The sequence below is a fragment of the Bradyrhizobium sp. AUGA SZCCT0283 genome, from assembly GCF_018130385.1.
GTDB lineage: Bacteria > Pseudomonadota > Alphaproteobacteria > Rhizobiales > Xanthobacteraceae > Bradyrhizobium.
The window spans coordinates 1-18,394 of record NZ_JAFCLU010000039.1 but is presented as its reverse complement, the minus strand read 5'-3'; the positions used below and the strand labels follow the sequence as shown (position 1 = coordinate 18,394).

The following is an 18,394-nucleotide window of genomic DNA, read 5'->3' as shown; positions in this document are numbered from 1 at the left end:
ATTATACAACCACTGCCGGGTCTCTTCGTCGGTCCATCCGGGAACCGCTAATCGCGGCGAGGGAGCGGTGACACGTTGGATCGGGCGTAAGTGACCCTCGCGCGGTTTGGAGCGATGCGCCGCCGCCGCGGTGTTGGCAGAAGCGCACAAGGTGATCAGTAGGCTGAAGGCAATAATCGCTCGCATCGTATTTGCTCCGCTATCATTGACATCACGCTGACATATGCACACGCGCGGCCGCCTCCGAAAGCTGAAACGGCTTCACGATCAGTCAAATACGTTTGATGCCGCTGGCTCGTATGCCTGTCAAAACGCACGGAATAAAAATCAATTTAAATGGTGTCGGCGGATTGCGAACTTGCATCCATCTTCAGGAACATCGGGCAACGAATTTCGCAGAACGGCTACATCGCGCACTTCCGAGACTTCCTAGCGCGCGGCGTCAAGGCCCGCGAGCTGCGTCGCCAGGCACGATCGTCAAGGGCGAGCATGGCCTGCCGGTCCGCGCGCGCAGCTACGGCAACTGGTTTCGCGACATCGCGCGTGCGGCCGGCATTCCGGATGCGGTCTGGAATATGGACGCCCGCGCCGGCGGTGCTACCGAAGGCGGCGCCGCGCTGGTGGCAATTCAGGGCGCGCTGACCCACACCGACAAGGTGACGACGCTGCGGTACCCTTCGCGGCCGGCGCACCAAGAAGCTTTCGGAAATCGCCGAAGCGCGCAATAGCATGTGCTTGGGGCCATCGTTGCCGTCTGGGCGCTCGGCATCTAGCGACGGAGACCACGGCTGAAATAGCCGATGCTATCGAACAGGCAGGTTACGCGTAGAGCCACCGGCGCGCGAACCACAGCGCGCCCAAATAGAGCGTGCCGACGGCCGCGGCGAAAATCAGCGTGAGCGGCCACAGGTTCGAGCCGTCGTGCAGGGAGAACAGGCTGAAAACAAGCGCGGGCACGGTGAGCAGCAGAGGCGCCAGCGCAGCAATGCGCCAGCCGCCGGGCCATCGCCACAGCGTTGCTGGCTGGACGACAAAATAGGCCGGAACGCCGGCCATGACCACGAGGCCGAGGAGCGTCTCCATAACGCCTCCTTGCGGTGGATCGGAATTGGTCCGGAGCAAGCCTAGCCTGCTGGAATTGTGCTTCCGTTAATCGCCTCCGCACCACGCGTTGCTGGGTGGGCCGGCGTGCTGGGCGCCGGCGGCCGCGGCGCGCCCTGTGGAGATCGTGCTTGCACGTTGCTGACAACGCCCGGACGCCCAAATTGGACATCCGCAAAAAGGGCAATAAGCAATTGACTTCAAATCTTATTTTGGTCGGAGCGAGAGGATTTGAACCTCCGACCCCTAGTCTCCCAGACTAGTGCGCTAACCGGGCTGCGCCACGCTCCGATGCCGTTCCATTAGCTGCGATCAGCGCCCGGCGCAAGGCGCGCGAGCGGCCTCTTTGAAGCCGGCAGCCGGCCAGTTCCACCCACCCGCTCAGCCGTCCTTCAGCGCGTTGTCCAGCAATTGCCGGCAGGCAACCAGATCCTGCAGCACCCGTTCGAGGCGTTCGCGATCGGCGTCCGAGGGCCCGGGCTTGGCCTTGGCGAACGGCAGCAAGATGCCGTCGTCGTCGGTATCGACAAAGCGGTAGTCGATTTCTTTTTCTTCGGTCTCGTAATCCTCGTCGTCGGCATTGACGGTCGGTGTCTCGCCCTCCTCGGGCTCCTGCAGGCTGAGGCCGATCGCCTCCTCGACGGCGCCGAAGGTGACGGCGGAAGTCTGGTCGGCAAGGCCCTGCACCGATTTGATGCCGTGCTCTTTGAGGATCCGCTGCACGCCGCGGATGGTGTAGCCCTCGCCGTAGAGCAGCCGGCGGATACCCTTGAGCAGGTCGACGTCGTCGGGGCGGTAGTAACGCCGCCCTCCGCTCCGCTTCATCGGCTTGATCTGGGCGAACCGCGTCTCCCAGAACCGCAGCACGTGCTGGGGAATATCGAGTTCTTCAGCGACTTCGCTGATGGTGCGGAACGCGTCCGGCGCCTTGTCCAAAGGCCAACTCCTCTCAACTCACATGGAGTGTGAAGACGATGTACGCTACACGGTACGCGGTCGTGCTACGCGTGTTGTCTAGTCAGCCTTGCTTTCGCCGTTGCCGGGCGCGTGGCCGTTGATCCGCTGCTTCAGAATAGCCGACGGCTTGAACACCATCACACGACGCGGCGAGATCGGCACTTCTGTACCGGTCTTCGGGTTACGTCCGATACGCTGACCCTTCTTGCGCACCATGAAGGAGCCGAATGACGACAGCTTCACCGTCTCCCCCTTCTCCAGGCAATCAGTGATCTCTTTCAAAACGAGCTCGACAAACGCCGACGATTCCGTTCGCGACAGGCCCACCTTCTGGTAGACGGCCTCGCACAAATCGACGCGTGTGACTGTTTTTCCGGTCCCGGTCATCGCCTGCCCCGCACTCTCGGCGAACAATTTATTCTCTGAAATTATGAGGTTAGCACGCAATGGTCAACAGTGACCATCATGCAGAAGCATGAAACAAGGCTATAATTTTAATCGATCGTTCGACGCCGCGCCTACCAGCGCACGAGCGCGGAACCCCAGGTGAAGCCGCCGCCCATGGCTTCAAACAGCAGCAGATCGCCCTTCTTGACGCGTCCGTCCTTGACCGCGACCGCCAGCGCCAGCGGAATCGATGCGGCCGATGTATTGCCATGCAGGTCGACGGTCAACACCACCTTCTGCGGTGCAATATGAAGCTTGTTGGCCGAAGCATCGATGATTCGTTTGTTGGCCTGGTGCGGAATGAACCAGTCGATGTCGTCGGCCGTCAGACCGGTGGCGTTGAAGGCATCCACGATCACGTCGGTGATCATGCCGACCGCGTGCTTGAACACCTCGCGGCCTTCCATCCGCAAAAGGCCAACGGTCTGGGTTGATGACGGACCGCCGTCGACATAGAGCTTCGACTTGTGGCGGCCGTCGGAACGCAAATGCGTCGTCAGCACGCCGCGGTCGCTCGATTTGCCCGGCTCCGTCTGCGCCTCCAGCACGACCGCGCCAGCGCCATCGCCGAACAGCACGCAGGTGCCGCGGTCGTTCCAGTCCAGAATCCGCGAAAACGTCTCGGCGCCGATCACCAGCGCGCGCTTGTAAGTGCCCGTGCGCAGGAAATTGTCCGCGGTCGCCAGCGCAAAGACGAAGCCGGAGCAGACCGCCTGCAGGTCGAAGGCAGCGCCGTGGTTGATGCCAAGGCCGTCCTGCACCGCGACCGCGGTGGCCGGAAAGGTGTTGTCCGGCGTCGAAGTCGCCAGCACGATCAGGTCGATCGCTTGGGCATCGAGCCTCGCATGATGCAGCGCCGCGCGCGCAGCCTTGATCGCCAGATGCGAGGTGAACTCGCCCTCGGCGGCAACGTGGCGCTCGCGGATGCCGGTGCGCTGCACGATCCACTCGTCGGACGTATCAATGCGGGTCGCCAATTCGGCATTGGTCAGAATCCGCTCCGGCAAATATGAGCCGCAGCCGAGCACGACCGAACGTATTGCAGTCACGACACAACCTCCTGCGCGATCTGCGCCTGTACCAGCGCACTGATCTTGGTGAGGAGATCGCAGCGGACCATCTCATAGCCAACATCGACTGCGTAGGCAAAGCCTTCGGCATTGGTTCCGCCATGGCTTTTGACAACCACACCTTTCAATCCGAGCAAAACACCACCATTGGATTTGTTCGGGTCGAGCTTGTCACGGAGCGTCTTGAAGGCGCTGCGGGCGAACAGATAGCCGATCTTGGATTGCCAGCTGCTCGCCATCGCATTGCGCAGAAAATCCGCCATCTGGCGCGCGGTGCCTTCGGCGGCCTTCAACGCAATGTTGCCGCTGAAACCTTCCGATACGATGACGTCAGCCGCGCCGGCGCCGATCCCGTCGCCCTCCACGAAGCCGATATAGTCGAGTTCGGGCAGGTTCATCGCACGGAGTTGTTCCGACGCCTTGCGAATCTCCTCGCCGCCCTTGACCTCTTCGACCCCGATATTGAGCAATCCCACGGTCGGACGCTTCAGGCCGAACAGCACGCTCGCCATCGCACTGCCCATGATCGCGAGCGACACCAGATGATGCGCGTCGCCGCCGATGCTGGCGCCGAGATCGAGGACGACGGAATCGCCGCGCGCCGTCGGCCATACGCCGGCAATGGCCGGCCGGTCGATGCCGGGCATGGTGTGCAGATGGAAACGCGCCATCGCCATCAGCGCGCCGGTATTGCCGGCGGAAACCACCGCGTCGGCCTCGCCCTTCTTTACCGCGTCGATCGCAAGCCACATCGACGAGTTCTTGCGGCCGCGGCGCAGCGCCTGGCTCGGCTTGTCGTGCATGCTGACGGTGACGTCGGTATGGACCACGTGCGAGGCCTTTTTCAGCGCCGGATATTTGGCAAGCTGCTCGTCGATCAGCTTGCTGTCGCCATAGAGCAGAAATTCGCTGTCGGGATGCCGTTTCAAAGAGATGGCGGCGCCGGGAATGACGACCGATGCGCCGACATCGCCACCCATGGCGTCAAGCGCGATTCGAACCTTTTGCGGCATGAACGTCCCGGAAACCTGATCTCTTGCGGCCCTCGTAGAGCCCGGCCGCGCACTGGAATGGCACCGCCAAAGCGATGCTCGGCAAAGCGCAATACCACGCCCCCGCCGGGCCGCGACAATAGCGTGTCCCCGTCCCGACACAACCTCTTGACCACGCTCTTTTGGCGAAAGGCAAGCGCTGTGGCCCGAAATCAAGAATACAGGATATCCTGATATAATTCAATATCTTACGGTACATTCTCGGCGATACGTCACAACTGCCTCCAACCGATGGCAGCTTCGCCGGCCACTTTAACTGCCGGCTACTTGCCCTTGGGCTTCCTGCTGCCCGATTTTTTCGATTCTGCCTTCAACGCCTTGAGCGCCGCGAACGGGTGATCCTCGGGATCGGCGGCTTCAACCACCGGTTCAAATACGGCGCCGGGTTTGCGCGGATATGGATCGACCGCGAGATACAATGCGTCGGTGGCGACCCGGCCAAGATCGATCGTTCCGTGCTCGATCGGCTCGGGCGGATCGGGCGTCTCCTCGTCGCCTTCCTCGGCCTCATCGACCAGCGCGGCCATCTGCGAGATTTGCTCGGGCGGCGCAAAGGTCAGGTCGATCGGCTCGTCTATATCGTTCTCGATCTCCTCCAGCGTCACCACGCAGGTCTGTCCGATCCGCGCGCGCACGTGGCCGGCTACGTGAAAGCGGCCGCCGCGCTCTGGCGTGACGTCGAACGAGGCCTGCACCGAAAGCACCTCACGCAAGCCCCCGACATCGGCCACCGCTTTGCGGATGGCCTGGTCGGCTTCGATGTCGCGATGCAGGCCCGTCTCCGGAATCTGCGCCACCGCGACGGGGACGCGCCACGGGTCGGGCTTGTCTGTCATGCCAGTCTTGCTCATTGCTGCGCGCCTGCCTTCTCCGGCAAAGGAAACCTGGCCGAACCGCTCACCAGCGCCGCCTCGTCGAGGCGGTCGAGAGCGGCTATCGCCGCCTCGGCATAGGCTGCAAGCAGGTGGGCCTTTTCGATGTTCTCGCCGTTCAGGATATTCTTGCACATCGCCTGCGCCAGTGCCTCGCGGCCCTCCGTCAGCGCAAAGTCATAGGCCGCCGTCCGGCCATAGAAGGCTTCCCCGAAGGCCTGCATGCGCTTCGGCACCGTGAGGTCGCCGACCCCCATCTCGCGCAGATTATCGTCCATATCGTTGCAAAAATGGTCGAACAGCCCCTGCGACAGGGCCGCACCGCCCTCCGCCGACTTCAGTCGCCGCAACAACAGCCACAAATGCAGCAGAAGCAGGTCAAAACGGCCGTTAACCGTGTCCGGAACCCCAAAGTCCCGATAAAACAACGGTTCTCGCGCCTGCGTCACGATCATGCCATAGATGGCCTCGATGGTGCCGCGCGACGGCGTCCGGGGTTTCCTGAAGTGATTGAATGGCCAAAGCATTGTGGGTTCCGCAAGCGAGCCCTCCCGGGCCACGCGTGTTGCAATCCAGCGTGCTGCCCGGTACGTCAACGCACCGCGCGATGCAAGAGGACGGGCTAATTCCTGAGATGACCGAGATGAGCCACCTGAGCACCTGCGTGCCCTTGCCGCGCCGCCTGACTGCGCGCCAGCGCGGCTTCCGCGCGGCCGCGGCCGTGGCATTGGTCTGTGCGGCGCTTGCCGGGTGCACCGGCGAACAGTTCCAGAAGGGCTATATCCTGCCGCCCAACGCGCTGGAGCAGATCCCGATCGGCGCCAGCCAGGATCAGGTGCTGATCGTGATGGGAACGCCGTCGACGGTAGCGACCCTGAACGGCGAGGTATTTTATTACATCTCGCAGCGCTCCGAGCGCAAAGTCGCGTTCATGAATCAGCAGGTCGTCGACCAGCGCGTGATCGCGATCTATTTCGACAAGAACCGCCAAGTGCAGCGGCTCGCCAATTACGGATTGCAGGACGGCAAGATCTTCGACTTCATCAGCCGCACCACGCCGACTTCCGGCCAGGAACTCAGCTACCTGACGCCGCTGTTCAAGCTGCTCAGCTTCAACTAGCGCCCGGTCAAGTTCTGGTTCACTCCGTTCCGCGACGCGGAAATCCTGCGCCAAGTCGCCCGCTTGCCCTGCGGGCGCGAGCTGCCTACGGTCCCTGCAAGCAACCACCAAGCAGGGAGTGAACTTGTGACCTTTAGAATTCTTTCTCGCCGCCGCGTGTTGACCGGCGCCGCAGCCGTTTCGGCAGCAGCCATATTGCCGCGCGCGAGTCTCGGCGCCGACTGGCGGCCGACGGAGACCGTCCGCCTGATCGTGCCGGCGGCACCAGGAGGCACCACCGATGTGATGGGACGGTTGCTGGCCGCACATCTGCAGAAGGCATGGGGCCAGTCCGCGGTCGTGGAGAACCGCTCCGGCGGTGGTGGCACCATCGGCACCGCCGAAGCCGTGCGCAGCAAGGGTGACGGACACACCATCCTGGTCGGCAATCCCGGCCCCAACGCGATCGCCTACAGCATTTTCCGCAACATGCCCTACAAGGCGGATCAGCTGCAGCCGGTTTCCAACCTGATCCGGATTCCAAACATCGTATCGGCGCATCCGTCGGTGCCGATCAAGTCGATCGCGGACCTGATCGCCTATATCAAGGCCAATCCGGACAAGCTCACCTATGGCTCGTCCGGCATCGGGCAGAGCCCCCACCTTACCGGCGCCTGGTTCCTGCAATTGACCGGGCTCAAGATGGTGCATGTGCCGTTCCGCGGCGCCGGGCCGGCGCTGCAGGCTGCGCTTGCCGGCGATATCCAGGTCCTGTTCGACAATCTCTATCCGACGCTGCCGCAGGTTCTGGACGGCAAACTCAATGCCCTGGCGGTGACCACGCCGGAGCGCGCCGCGCTGGCGCCCAACGTTCCGACCATGCGCGAGAGCGCGCCGGAACTCGCGAAGTTCGATGTGTCGTCCTGGTTCGGCATCTTCCTGCCGAAGAGCGCGCCCGCTCCTGTGGTCGACACGCTCAACAAGGAAATCAAGGTGTTCCTGGAGCGCGAGGACATCAAGGAAAGCATGAACAAGATCGGCGCGCGCACCGATCACGGCACGCCGCAGCAGTATTCCGACTTCATCCAGGCGGAGACCGCGAAGTTCGGCGATATCATCAAGCGCGAAGGCCTGCAGATGGACGCAGGCTGATCGCCTGATCGCAATGCCAAGCAAAAACCCCGCGGCTCGCACCGCGGGGTTTTCATTTTGATCGACGTTACGCCGCTCAGTGCGCCAGGATCGCCAGCAGCAACAGCGCCACGATGTTGGTGATCTTGATCATCGGGTTGACGGCGGGACCCGCCGTATCCTTGTAGGGATCGCCGACGGTGTCGCCGGTCACGGCCGCCTTGTGCGCGTCGGAGCCCTTGCCGCCGTAGTGACCATCCTCAATGTACTTCTTGGCGTTGTCCCAGGCGCCGCCGCCCGAGGTCATCGAGATCGCGACGAACAGGCCGGTCACGATCACGCCGAGCAGCATGGCGCCGACGGCCGAGAACGCCGCGGACTTGCCGGCCGCGCCGCCGCCCGCGATGGCGTAGATCACGAAGTAGACGAAGATCGGCGACAGCACCGGCAGCAGCGACGGGATGATCATTTCCTTGATCGCCGCCTTGGTCAGCAGGTCGACGGCCTTGCCGTAGTCCGGCTTGTCGGTGCCCTGCATGATGCCGGGCTTCTCGCGGAACTGGCGCCGCACTTCCTCGACGATGGCGCCGGCCGCACGGCCGACCGCCGTCATGCCCATCGCGCCGAACAGATACGGCAGCAGGCCGCCGAACAGCAGGCCGACCACCACGTAGGGGTTGTTGAGCGAGAAGTCGGGCAGCACGCCCTGGAAGTACGGATGCTTGGCGGAGTTGGCGATGAAGAACTTGAGGTCTTCATTGTAGGCCGCGAACAGCACCAGCGCGCCGAGACCGGCGGAGCCGATCGCGTAGCCCTTGGTGACCGCCTTGGTGGTGTTGCCGACCGCGTCGAGCGCGTCGGTCGACTTGCGGACTTCCTTCGGCAGGCCGGCCATTTCGGCAATGCCGCCGGCATTGTCGGTAACCGGACCGAAGGCGTCGAGGGCCACGATCATGCCGGCCAGCGCCAGCATCGTCGTGGTTGCAATCGCGATGCCGAACAGGCCGGCAAGGCTGTAGGTGATGAGGATGCCGGCGATGATGACGAGCGCGGGCATCGCGGTCGATTCCATCGAGATCGCCAGCCCTTGGATCACGTTGGTGCCGTGGCCGGTAACCGACGAAGCGGCGATCGACTTCACTGGCCGATACTCGGTGCCCGTATAGTATTCGGTGATCCAGATGATCAGGCCGGTGACAGCGAGGCCGACGACGCCGCATTCGAACAGCGCCATGCCAGTGTATTTCACCCCCGCGAGCGAACCGAAACCGATCAGCCAGTTGATGACGGCGGCAACGCCGAGCAGCGACAGGACGCCGGTTGCGATCAGGCCCTTGTACAGCGCGCCCATGATGGACTGGCTGGCGCCGAGCTTGACGAAGAAGGTTCCGATGATCGAGGTGATGATGCAGACGCCGCCAATGGCGAGCGGCAAGGTCATCATCGGCACCAACAGTGGCGAGGTCGCGAAGAAGATCGCGGCGAGCACCATGGTGGCGACCGCGGTCACCGCGTAGGTCTCGAACAGGTCGGCCGCCATGCCGGCGCAGTCGCCGACGTTGTCGCCGACGTTATCGGCGATGGTCGCCGGATTGCGCGGATCGTCCTCGGGAATGCCGGCTTCGACCTTGCCGACGAGGTCGCCGCCGACGTCAGCGCCCTTGGTGAAGATGCCGCCGCCGAGACGGGCGAAGATCGAGATCAGCGAGGCACCGAAGCCGAGCGCCACCAGCGCGTCAACCACGACACGGTCGTTGGCCTTCAGGCCCATGAACTGCGTGAGATAGGCGAAATAGATGGTAACGCCGAGCAGTGCGAGACCAGCAACGAGAAGACCGGTGATCGCACCCGCCTTGAAGGCAAGCTCGAGGCCGCCCGCCAGCGAGGTGGTCGCGGCCTGGGCGGTTCGCACGTTGGCGCGAACCGAGACGTTCATGCCGATGAAGCCGGCCGCACCCGACAGCACCGCACCGATCAGGAAACCGATCGCAACCAGCATGCCGAGGAAGTAGGCCAGAAGGGCGAAAATCACGATGCCGACCATGCCGATCGTCATGTACTGGCGCTTGAGATAAGCCTGCGCGCCTTCGGCGACCGCAGCCGCGATCTCCTGCATGCGCGGGTTGCCGGCATCCGATTTCAGAACGGAAGACGTCGCCCAGATGGCGTAAACGATCGAAAGCGCTCCGCAGAGCACAATCACCCATAATGCTGTCATAGAAGTTGCCTCAGATGCTGGTTTTCCGCCCCACGCCATCCCGCGAGCGCGGCCGGCGCAAATTATGGAAGCCTTCCCTGCCCAAAAGGGTGGCCTCAAATCGGCGGGACCATGCCAAAATCGTCTCCCCGGCGCAACGCCGCGGAGGCCAGAATCCGTCGATTTTTGAAAGGATTCACCGGTAACCGGGCCAGCCAGATTCTCGCCCGCGCGGCGGCGGGTGCTGACCCTGGGCCCAAAATACAAGAACCCGCCCAATCCTGTCCGGATCGAGCGGGCTCACTAGCCATTCCAGTACATCCGTGAAACGACCGTTTCGAGGCCTTAGACGAGCGACAGGTTTTCCGCGCTCACCTTGCCCCGCATTTTGTCGGTCTTGAGTTCGAACTGAACCTTCTGACCTTCGGCCAAACCGCCGAGGCCCGCACGCTCGACGGCCGAGATGTGCACGAACACATCCTTGCTGCCATCGCTCGGCTCAATGAAACCGAAACCCTTTTGACCGTTGAACCACTTCACTGTTCCCGTAGCCATTTTCTATTCTCCAAAGCACATAGGCTTTCATTCCGCACGGCGATCGCGCGGATTCAAATCCGTTCTCGACGATGTCTCTGGAAGAAGCCCCTTAAGGAGCGCGTTCGAAAAGGCACGACGGTAATCGAATGGCAATACACCTATAGGTTTTCCGCGAAATTGCAATGGCTGGCGGGAAATAAAGGCCGCGGGGTTAACGAGGCCACCTTCAGAAATGGCTGTAAGACAGCCGTTCCAGCGCGATTTCCCTGCCCTGCCCGTCGATGAACTTCGGATCCGCGCTTCCCGCGACCACCGTTCCGATGGAACTCACGGCGACGCCGGCATCCCGCGCAGCTTGCGCAAACGCCTCGACACAATCCTCCGGCAGCGTGCACAGGATCTCGTAATCATCGCCGCCGGCGATCAACGTCTCCAGTCCGACGATGCCACGCGACACCAGATCCTGCGCCGCATCGGACAGCGGGATCGACACCAGATCGATCACCGCGGATACGCCGGACACCCCGCAGAGCTTGGCGAGGTCGCCGGCAAGGCCATCCGACACGTCCATCGCCGCGCTGGCATGGCCGCGAACGATCTCCGCCATGGCCACGCGCGGCTGCGGCACGCGATAGCGTCCGATCAGCGCCTCACGCGTGGCCTTGTCGGATGCGGCGGCATGCACCTTCCCGCCGCGCAAGATGGCAAGCCCCAGCGCGGCGTCGCCGATCGTGCCCGTCACCATCACGCGCTCGCCGGCCTTTGCCCCGCTGCGATGAATCATCTTGCCCGGCGGCACCCGGCCGAACGCAGTGACCGAGACCATCAGCGGTCCGGGCGTCGACACCGTATCACCGCCCAGCAGCGGACAGGCGAACTGCGCGGCATCCTCGCCCAGCGCCGTCGCGAACGGTTTCAGCCAGGCCTCGTCGGCGTTGCGCAACGCCAGCGTCAGCACGAAGCCGGCGGGCATTGCCCCTTTCGCTGCGAGATCGCTGAGGTTCACCCGCAGCGCCTTGCGCGCGACGGTGTCGGGCGGGTCATCGGACAGGAAATGCACGCCTTCGATGATGGCGTCCGTCGTCACCACGATGTCGTTGCCATCAGGCCTCAACACCGCGGCGTCGTCGTCGAGATGAAACGCGCCCGGGTCGGTCGCGATCGGCCGGAAATAGCGCGCGATCAGCGCGTCCTCGCCGGAGACGGCCATTGCTAGTATCCTGAAGCCGAAGTGCGCATGCCTAATCGTACCATCTTGGCGAACTTGGGGCTGAACAAATAACACCGGAAATTTTGATTTGATCGTAAACTCATGGCCACTCGACTATGCTTGCGGACAATTCCAAATTCATGTCCTCCTTGCCCGCCCGGTAACTTGACGCCCATGAGCACTAGCAACTCGTTCATCAGGAACACGTTCGGCTGGGGTTTCCTGCTTTGGCTGATCGGCTACCTGCTTGGGTTCGTTTTTTACGCACTGGTGCCCCCAACGCATATCGGATGGTATGTGATGCCTCTCGGCATCATGATCACTTGCTTTGTTCTGTGGAAGTGGGTTCGCGTCGATGAGTTGCGTGAGGCCGTTCTGCTTGGCCTCGGGTGGAGCGCCATTGCCATCGTTTGCGACTATGTCTTCATCGTGAAGCTGCTCAATCCTCCCGACGGCTACTACAAGCTCGACATCTATCTGTACTATCTGCTGACGTTCCTGCTCCCCATTGCCGCCGCCTGGTTACGACGTGGGGCGCCCCAGTCAGCCCGCTAGCCACGCGCGAACTCTTCGGCGCGGAACTGGCGCGCGATCTGGTCGAGCACGGCATTCACCATGCCGGTCTCTTCCTTTTCGACGAAGGCATGCGCGACGTCGACATATTCGGACACGACCACACGGCCCGGCACGTCCTTGCGGTGCTCCAGTTCGTAGGAGCCGGCCCGCAGCACCGCGCGCAAAATCGCGTCGATCCGCTTCAGCGGCCAGCCCTTCTGGAGCGCATCGTCGATCAAGGGATCGAGCCTGGCCTGGTCGCGCACCACGCCGGCCACCACATCCTTGAAGAACGCAGCCTCCGCCGGCAGATATTTGTCGCCTTCGACCTCGTTGCCGAGCCAGTGGCTTTCGAACTCGGCAAAAATATCGTTGATTCCCGCACCCGCGATGTCCATCTGGTAGAGCGCCTGCACGGCGGCAAGCCGCGCCGCACCACGGCGGTTGGCTTTCTTGTCGGGACTTTTCGCTGGCTTCTTGCTGTCTGCCATCGTCAGGCCTTTGTCAGCCGGCGCTTGATCCGCAGCATCGCGAGTGCCGCACGCGCGGCGTCGCCGCCCTTGTTCAACTCGCTGGCGCGCGCCCTCGCCCAGGCCTGCGCGTCGGTATTGACGGTGATGATGCCGTTACCGAGCGGAACTTTTCGCGCAACCGCCAGGTCCATCAGCGCGCGCGAGGATTCGATCGAAACGATTTCGAAATGGATGGTATCGCCACGCACCACGCAGCCAAGCGCGATTGCCGCATCATAAGGCTTGCCGTTCTTTTCGGCAGCATCGAGCGCGATCGCGATCGCCGCCGGAACTTCCAGCGCGCCGGGCACCGTGATGATGTCGTGCGTCACGCCGGCCGCCTTGAGCTCGGCAACGGCGCCTTCCAGCAGCGCGTCCTGGATGTCGTCATAGAATCGCGCCTCGACGATCAGGGCGCGCGCGCCTGTGATGTCGGTCTGATCCTTCAGCGGTGCGCGCCGTGCGTCTGCCATTATTCAATCCATCTCCACGCGCTGACAATTTGTATTAGCGCCAATTGTCAACATTCGCGCGTTTTAAGCGCCGTATGTCTGCCTGTCACTTCATTTCCGACAGCCGCGCCGCATAGCGGGCCATCAGATCGACCTCGACATTGACCTCGCTGCCTGCGCGCCAGCCGCTGAGCGTGGTGACGTTGAGCGTGTGCGGGATGATCAGCACCGAAAATACGACACCCTCGACCGTGTTCACCGTCAACGACACGCCGTCCAGCGTCACCGAGCCCTTGGCGGCGATGAAACGCGCCAACTCCCGCGCGGTGCGCAGTTCGAACCGCGCCATGTCAGGCAGATCGTCGCGCTTGACGATGGTCGCAATGCCATCGGCATGCCCCGCGACAATATGGCCGCCGAGTTCGTCGCCGATCTTCAGCGCACGCTCGAGGTTGAGTTTGGTGCCTTTGACCCAATGTTTGGCGGTGGTCATGCCGAGCGTCTCGGCGGCGGCATCGACATCGAACCAGGTGTTGCCGCCCTCGACGCCGGAAGCGACCACGGTCAGGCAGACGCCATTGCAGGCGATCGAGGCACCGTCGGCGATGGTGGTCTGGTCGTAACGGCAGGCAATGCGCATGCGGTGCAACTGGCCCTGCGCCGTTGGCGTCAGGGCTGCGATCTCGCCGATGTCGGTGACAATTCCGGTAAACATTAGGCACGCTCGTAGATGGTAAGGGTGTCTTTGCCGAGGCTTTCGCTAGCACGTGTCTTGAAGGCAGGCGACCCGGTGAGAGCCGACAGCGGCAATGCGTCCAGCGCGGGAATGCCGTCGGTCCCGATGGTTTCAGGCCCGCGCAATAGCCAGACTTCATCGACCAGGCCGCTGGCGACAAAGGACGAGGCGACCCGCGAGCCGCCTTCCACCATCAGCCGCGTGATGCCCTTGTCGGACAGCGCGTGCAGCACCGCCAGCAGATCGAGCCCCGGCGGCTGCGCGGTAGCCGCAACGCGCATCACCTGCGCGCCGGCCGCGCCGAGTTTCATGGCCGCGGGGGCTTCGGCGAAGTCCGACGTCATGACCCAGAGCGGCGTCTGGCGCGCGGAATGGACCAGCTTGCTGGTGCCGGGCAGCCGCAGCGCGCGATCGAGCACCACCCGCACCGGCGACCGCGCTTCCATCCCCGGCAGGCGGCAGGTCAGAACCGGATCGTCCGCCAGCACGGTGCCGATGCCGATCAGGATGGCGTCGCATTGCGCGCGCAGCAGATGCACGCGTGTCTTCGCCGCCTCGCCCGTGATCGCGACCGGCTTGTGGCCGGCGGCGCCGATCTTGTCGTCGGCGGAGACCGCGAGCTTCAGGATCACATGGGGCCGCTTGTCGCGGATGCGGCGGAAATGCCCGGCGTGATCGTGGGCGGCTTCCCGACCGCCGACGCCAACATCGACCGCAATCCCCGCGGCACGGAGTTTGGCGTGCCCCTGCCCGGCCACTTCAGGGTTGGGGTCTTCGATCGCGGACACCACGCGCGCAATGCCGGAGGCGATCACCGCATCGACGCACGGCGGCGATTTGCCGAAATGCGAACAGGGCTCCAGCGTCACATAGAGCGTGGCGCCGCGCGCGGCTTCCCCGGCACGCCTCAGCGCCTCGGGCTCGGCATGCGGCCGTCCACCGGCTTGCGTCCAGCCACGGCCGATGATGATGCCGTCTTTCACCACGACTGCACCGACGGCCGGGTTCGGCCAGGTGCGCCCCAGCCCACGCCGGCCGAGCGACAGCGCAAGCTGCATGAAGCGCTGGTCCGCCGCTTTGGCCTCTTTAGATTTCTGCGCGTACTGGTCTTCCAGAATACGGAAGATCATTTGCGTAACGTGGCGACCCGTGCGTCGTCTTCGGCGGAGAGCTCGCCGAGCACGGCCTCGAAGTCCTTGGCCTCGCGGAAATTGCGATAGACGGAGGCGAACCGCACATAGGCGACGTCGTCGAGCTGGCGCAGATGCTCCATCACGATCTCGCCGATCGCCTCCGAGGATACTTCCGCCTCGCCGCCGCTTTCGAGCTCGCGCACGATCGCGGAAACCATCTTCTCGACCCGCTCAGGATCGACCGGCCGCTTGCGCAAGGAAATCTGCAGCGAGCGGACCAGCTTGTCGCGGTCGAACGGCACCCGGCGGCCGTTGCGCTTGATCACGGTCAGTTCGCGCAACTGCACCCGCTCGAAGGTCGTGAAGCGGAAGTTGCAGGCGATGCACACCCGCCGCCGCCGGATCACGGCCGAATCCTCGGTCGGACGCGAGTCCTTCACCTGCGTATCGAGACTGTTGCAGCTGGGACAGCGCATCCAATGAAGCCTTTACTGATAGATCGGGAAGCGGTCGGTGAGCGCCTTGACGCGTTCCTTGATCGCGGCTTCCACCAGCGGCGCCTTGCCGTCTTCCGACTGCGCCAGCGCGTTCAGCACCTCGGCGATCATGCCGCCGACCTGCTTGAATTCGGCGACGCCGAAACCGCGCGTAGTGGCTGCCGGCGTGCCGAGACGCAGGCCGGAGGTGACGAATGGCTTTTCGGGATCGAACGGGATGCCGTTCTTGTTGCAGGTGATCGCGGCACGCACCAGCGCCTTCTCGGAGACGTTGCCCTTCAGGCCCTTCGGCCGCAGGTCGACCAGCATCAGATGGTTGTCGGTGCCGCCGGAGACGATGTCGAGGCCGTGGCCGCGCAGCGTTTCCGCCAGCGCCTTGGCATTTTCGACCACGTTCTTCGCATAGACCTTGAAATCCGGGCGCAGCGCCTCGCCGAATGCGACGGCCTTGGCTGCGATGACATGCATCAGCGGACCGCCCTGCAGGCCCGGGAAGATCGCCGAATTCAGCTTCTTGGCGATCGCCTCGTCGTTGCAGAGGATCAGGCCGCCGCGTGGGCCGCGCAGCGATTTATGCGTGGTGGTGGTGGTGACGTGGGCGTGCGGCACCGGCGAGGCGTGGACGCCGCCCGCGACGAGGCCGGCGAAATGGGCCATGTCGACCAACAGATAAGCGCCGACAGAGTCGGCGATTTCGCGGAAGCGCTTGAAGTCCCAGGCACGCGAATAGGCCGATCCACCGGCGATGATCAGCTTCGGCTTCACCTGCTCGGCCAGCTTTGCGACCTCGTCCATGTCGATGATCTGGTCCTCGCGCCGCACCGTGTAGTGCGCAGCCTTGAACCACTTGCCGGACATGTTGACGGGCGAGCCATGGGTGAGATGACCGCCGGCGGCGAGGTCGAGGCCCATGAAGGTATCGCCGGGCTGCAGCAGCGCCAGGAACGTGGCCTGGTTCATCTGGCTGCCGGAGTTCGGCTGCACGTTGGCGAATTGCGCGCCGAACAGCTTCTTGGCGCGCTCGATCGCCAGCGTCTCGGCGACGTCGACCCATTCGCAGCCGCCATAGTAACGCGCGCCCGGATAGCCTTCCGCGTACTTGTTCGTCATCACCGAACCCTGCGCTTCCAGCACGGCCCGGCTGACGATGTTTTCCGACGCGATCAGCTCGATCTCATGCCGCTGGCGGCCGAGTTCGCCCTTGATCGCGGCAGCGATTTCCGGGTCGGCCTCGGCGAGCGTCGCCGTGAAGAACGAGTCGGGCGCGGAGGCGGTCTTGGAGCTCGAGGACGAGGAGGTCATTGGGCGAAATATCTCCACCGCCGCAAGCCCTTAGGGGCAAGACGGTCGGCTATGTGTGGCGGTCGAAAGAAGTGCCTGCGAGATACCACATCGCCCGGAATTGGCCAAGCACTTGCGGTACAGGGCTGATATTTATGCCAGATATGGTGGGGATGAAGGGGGCTGCCCAGTCCCCCCTCCCCAACCGTCGCCCCGGCTCCCCCTCTTCGTCATGCCCGGACTTGTCCCGGGTATCCACTTCCTTGCCTGCCGCGCCTAGGATGGCCGGGTCAAGTGTCCCGGCCATGACGGAAAGAGCGATGGAGGCGTTCCCATCCCCTCACGCAAACCTGTAGGCCCCGCCCTTTTCCATGCTCCGCTGGAACGCCGGACGGGCGTGCATGCGCGTCAGCCAGGCCGCCAGGTTCGGGTAGGGCTCCAGCTTCCCGAACACTTTTGCCATCTCGCCCACAAAACTCATCTGGATATCGGCCCCGGTCAGCGACGCCCCGACAAAGAACTCCCGCCCCCTCAGCGCGCCGTCGACATAGCCGAGATGGTTGGCGAGTTCGCTGTCGATACGCGGATGCAGCGGCGCGCCCGCTTCCTTCAGCCGGGACACGTAGAGGTTCAGCATCAGCGGCAGCATCGCCGAGCCTTCCGAGTAATGCAGCCACTCATTGTAGGCTTCGTAATCGGCGCTTCCCGGCGCCGGCATCATCGCACCCTTGCCGTAATGGCGGATGATGTAATCGACGATGGCGCCGGATTCGGCGATCGTCGTGTCGCCGTCGGTGATGACGGGCGACTTGCCGAGCGGATGGATCTGCTTCAACTCCGGCGGCGCGAGCCGGGTCTCGGCGTTGCGCTGATAGCGCTTCATCTCATAGGGCGTGCCCAGCTCCTCGAGCAGCCACAGAACTCGCTGCGAGCGGGAGTCATTGAGGTGATGAAGCGTGAGCATGGGATTTCCTCTGGTTGTTGTCGGGTGGGCGCGGTTGGCTAAAGAGTGTCATTGCGCGCGAAGCGAGGCAATCCAGCTCGTCGCTTGTAGCCCGGATGAGCGGAGCGATATCCGGGGCGGTGTCAGAGTGGTCCCGGATGCCGCTTCGCTCATCCGGGCTACGAACTGAATATGACTTCGCGTTCTCGCGGCGCTGGTCGCCCGAGGTTTGCATCTTCGTTTGCCCTCTTCGAAATCAGAGGGCGCAGGGAAGACCGGGTGCTTGCTGCACCCGCGGTCTCGCGTGCGATTTGCGCAAACAAAAGTGCACACGAGCATACAGGGCAGCGGGAGCATTCCGGCCTTCCCTGCGCAATGGCTTTACGGCTTACTTCGAGCTCTCCCCGGTGAACGGCTTTCTTGCCACCGTCGTCCTCAAGAAGCTTGCTTCTCAAGAACTTGACGCCAGCACCGCGGCGTCAGGACCACACGACTTCGCCGTACGCTCGAGCCACACACGTCAGTCGCAGCTCTCGCGTCCATCGCATCTCACCGCACGTTCGTGACCATGGCCAACGCCCCTCATCTGCCGTGAGACGCGCGGAGTTATGC

At 63.4% G+C, this 18,394-nt stretch carries 21 protein-coding genes and 1 tRNA gene; 4 read left to right on the top strand and 18 right to left on the bottom strand.

Going from position 1 to position 18,394, the window contains the following annotated elements:
- The first annotated feature begins 281 nt into the window (after positions 1-281).
- A complete protein-coding gene (locus tag JQ624_RS33140; protein WP_212423139.1) occupies positions 282-728 on the top strand; it encodes a hypothetical protein in 447 nt (148 codons plus the stop codon).
- Positions 729-819: 91 nt separating this feature from the next.
- Here the strand turns inward: JQ624_RS33140 and JQ624_RS33135 are convergent, their stop codons facing one another.
- The 8 genes from JQ624_RS33135 to JQ624_RS33100 form a co-directional block, all read right to left on the bottom strand.
- Entirely contained in the window at positions 820-1,083 is a 264-nt protein-coding gene (locus JQ624_RS33135; protein WP_212423100.1) for a hypothetical protein, read from the bottom strand.
- 231 nt (positions 1,084-1,314) lie between these two features.
- Positions 1,315-1,392, bottom strand: a tRNA-Pro gene (locus JQ624_RS33130).
- A 90-nt stretch (positions 1,393-1,482) separates the two neighbouring features.
- A complete protein-coding gene (locus JQ624_RS33125; RefSeq protein WP_212423099.1) occupies positions 1,483-2,037 on the bottom strand; it encodes a MerR family transcriptional regulator in 555 nt (184 codons plus the stop codon).
- A gap of 78 nt (positions 2,038-2,115) precedes the next feature.
- On the bottom strand, positions 2,116-2,445 hold the full coding sequence (locus JQ624_RS33120; RefSeq protein WP_212423136.1) for an integration host factor subunit alpha: 330 nt from the start codon (positions 2,443-2,445) through the stop codon (positions 2,116-2,118).
- A 131-nt stretch (positions 2,446-2,576) separates the two neighbouring features.
- Positions 2,577-3,554 (bottom strand): beta-ketoacyl-ACP synthase III, encoded by a 978-nt coding sequence (locus tag JQ624_RS33115; RefSeq protein ID WP_212423098.1) that lies wholly within the window; start codon positions 3,552-3,554, stop codon positions 2,577-2,579.
- Positions 3,551-4,588 carry a phosphate acyltransferase PlsX gene (gene plsX, locus JQ624_RS33110; protein WP_212423097.1) on the bottom strand — a complete coding sequence of 346 codons (1,038 nt, stop codon included), beginning with the start codon at positions 4,586-4,588 and terminating at the stop codon, positions 3,551-3,553. The genes JQ624_RS33115 and plsX overlap by 4 nt, the downstream gene beginning before the upstream one ends.
- A gap of 302 nt (positions 4,589-4,890) precedes the next feature.
- Positions 4,891-5,463 carry a DUF177 domain-containing protein gene (locus JQ624_RS33105; RefSeq protein WP_249130252.1) on the bottom strand — a complete coding sequence of 191 codons (573 nt, stop codon included), beginning with the start codon at positions 5,461-5,463 and terminating at the stop codon, positions 4,891-4,893.
- A gap of 11 nt (positions 5,464-5,474) precedes the next feature.
- Positions 5,475-6,026 carry a ubiquinol-cytochrome C chaperone family protein gene (locus JQ624_RS33100; RefSeq protein WP_212423095.1) on the bottom strand — a complete coding sequence of 184 codons (552 nt, stop codon included), beginning with the start codon at positions 6,024-6,026 and terminating at the stop codon, positions 5,475-5,477.
- Positions 6,027-6,142: 116 nt separating this feature from the next.
- Here JQ624_RS33100 and JQ624_RS33095 point away from each other — a divergent pair, with 116 nt between their 5' ends.
- Both JQ624_RS33095 and JQ624_RS33090 read left to right on the top strand, forming a co-directional pair.
- Positions 6,143-6,619 (top strand): outer membrane protein assembly factor BamE, encoded by a 477-nt coding sequence (locus tag JQ624_RS33095; RefSeq protein ID WP_249130251.1) that lies wholly within the window; start codon positions 6,143-6,145, stop codon positions 6,617-6,619.
- Positions 6,620-6,745: 126 nt separating this feature from the next.
- Positions 6,746-7,750, top strand: coding sequence for a tripartite tricarboxylate transporter substrate binding protein (locus tag JQ624_RS33090; RefSeq protein ID WP_212423093.1), 1,005 nt, complete (start codon positions 6,746-6,748; stop codon positions 7,748-7,750).
- Between the two features lie 76 nt (positions 7,751-7,826).
- Here the strand turns inward: JQ624_RS33090 and JQ624_RS33085 are convergent, their stop codons facing one another.
- The 3 genes from JQ624_RS33085 to thiL form a co-directional block, all read right to left on the bottom strand.
- The gene (locus tag JQ624_RS33085) at positions 7,827-9,947 is read right to left on the bottom strand and encodes a sodium-translocating pyrophosphatase (protein WP_212423092.1); all 2,121 of its coding nucleotides are present in this window, start codon (positions 9,945-9,947) and stop codon (positions 7,827-7,829) included.
- Between the two features lie 324 nt (positions 9,948-10,271).
- The gene (locus JQ624_RS33080) at positions 10,272-10,481 is read right to left on the bottom strand and encodes a cold-shock protein (protein ID WP_028345703.1); all 210 of its coding nucleotides are present in this window, start codon (positions 10,479-10,481) and stop codon (positions 10,272-10,274) included.
- Positions 10,482-10,689: 208 nt separating this feature from the next.
- A complete protein-coding gene (gene thiL / locus JQ624_RS33075) occupies positions 10,690-11,673 on the bottom strand; it encodes a thiamine-phosphate kinase (protein WP_212423091.1) in 984 nt (327 codons plus the stop codon).
- A 174-nt stretch (positions 11,674-11,847) separates the two neighbouring features.
- On the opposite strand from thiL, the gene JQ624_RS33070 reads away from it, so the two are divergent.
- Entirely contained in the window at positions 11,848-12,228 is a 381-nt protein-coding gene (locus JQ624_RS33070) for a hypothetical protein (protein WP_212423090.1), read from the top strand.
- Here JQ624_RS33070 and nusB read toward each other — a convergent pair.
- From nusB to JQ624_RS33035, 7 genes are all read right to left on the bottom strand, one after another.
- Entirely contained in the window at positions 12,225-12,719 is a 495-nt protein-coding gene (nusB, locus tag JQ624_RS33065) for a transcription antitermination factor NusB (protein WP_212423089.1), read from the bottom strand. The two genes, JQ624_RS33070 and nusB, sit on opposite strands and share 4 nt — an antisense overlap.
- 2 nt (positions 12,720-12,721) lie before the next feature.
- Positions 12,722-13,213: a 6,7-dimethyl-8-ribityllumazine synthase gene (ribH, locus tag JQ624_RS33060; RefSeq protein ID WP_212423088.1), complete on the bottom strand. Its 492-nt coding sequence runs from the start codon at positions 13,211-13,213 to the stop codon at positions 12,722-12,724.
- Between the two features lie 85 nt (positions 13,214-13,298).
- Complete coding sequence (locus JQ624_RS33055; protein WP_212423087.1) at positions 13,299-13,907, bottom strand: riboflavin synthase; 609 nt, start codon at positions 13,905-13,907, stop codon at positions 13,299-13,301.
- A complete protein-coding gene (ribD, locus tag JQ624_RS33050; RefSeq protein WP_212423086.1) occupies positions 13,907-15,058 on the bottom strand; it encodes a bifunctional diaminohydroxyphosphoribosylaminopyrimidine deaminase/5-amino-6-(5-phosphoribosylamino)uracil reductase RibD in 1,152 nt (383 codons plus the stop codon). The genes JQ624_RS33055 and ribD overlap by 1 nt, the downstream gene beginning before the upstream one ends.
- Complete coding sequence (nrdR, locus tag JQ624_RS33045) at positions 15,055-15,537, bottom strand: transcriptional regulator NrdR (RefSeq protein WP_108513565.1); 483 nt, start codon at positions 15,535-15,537, stop codon at positions 15,055-15,057. Before nrdR ends, ribD begins: the two co-directional genes overlap by 4 nt.
- A gap of 12 nt (positions 15,538-15,549) precedes the next feature.
- Positions 15,550-16,860: a serine hydroxymethyltransferase gene (glyA, locus tag JQ624_RS33040; RefSeq protein WP_212423085.1), complete on the bottom strand. Its 1,311-nt coding sequence runs from the start codon at positions 16,858-16,860 to the stop codon at positions 15,550-15,552.
- A 319-nt stretch (positions 16,861-17,179) separates the two neighbouring features.
- Positions 17,180-17,803, bottom strand: coding sequence for a glutathione S-transferase family protein (locus tag JQ624_RS33035; RefSeq protein WP_212423084.1), 624 nt, complete (start codon positions 17,801-17,803; stop codon positions 17,180-17,182).
- Positions 17,804-18,394 lie beyond the last annotated feature (591 nt).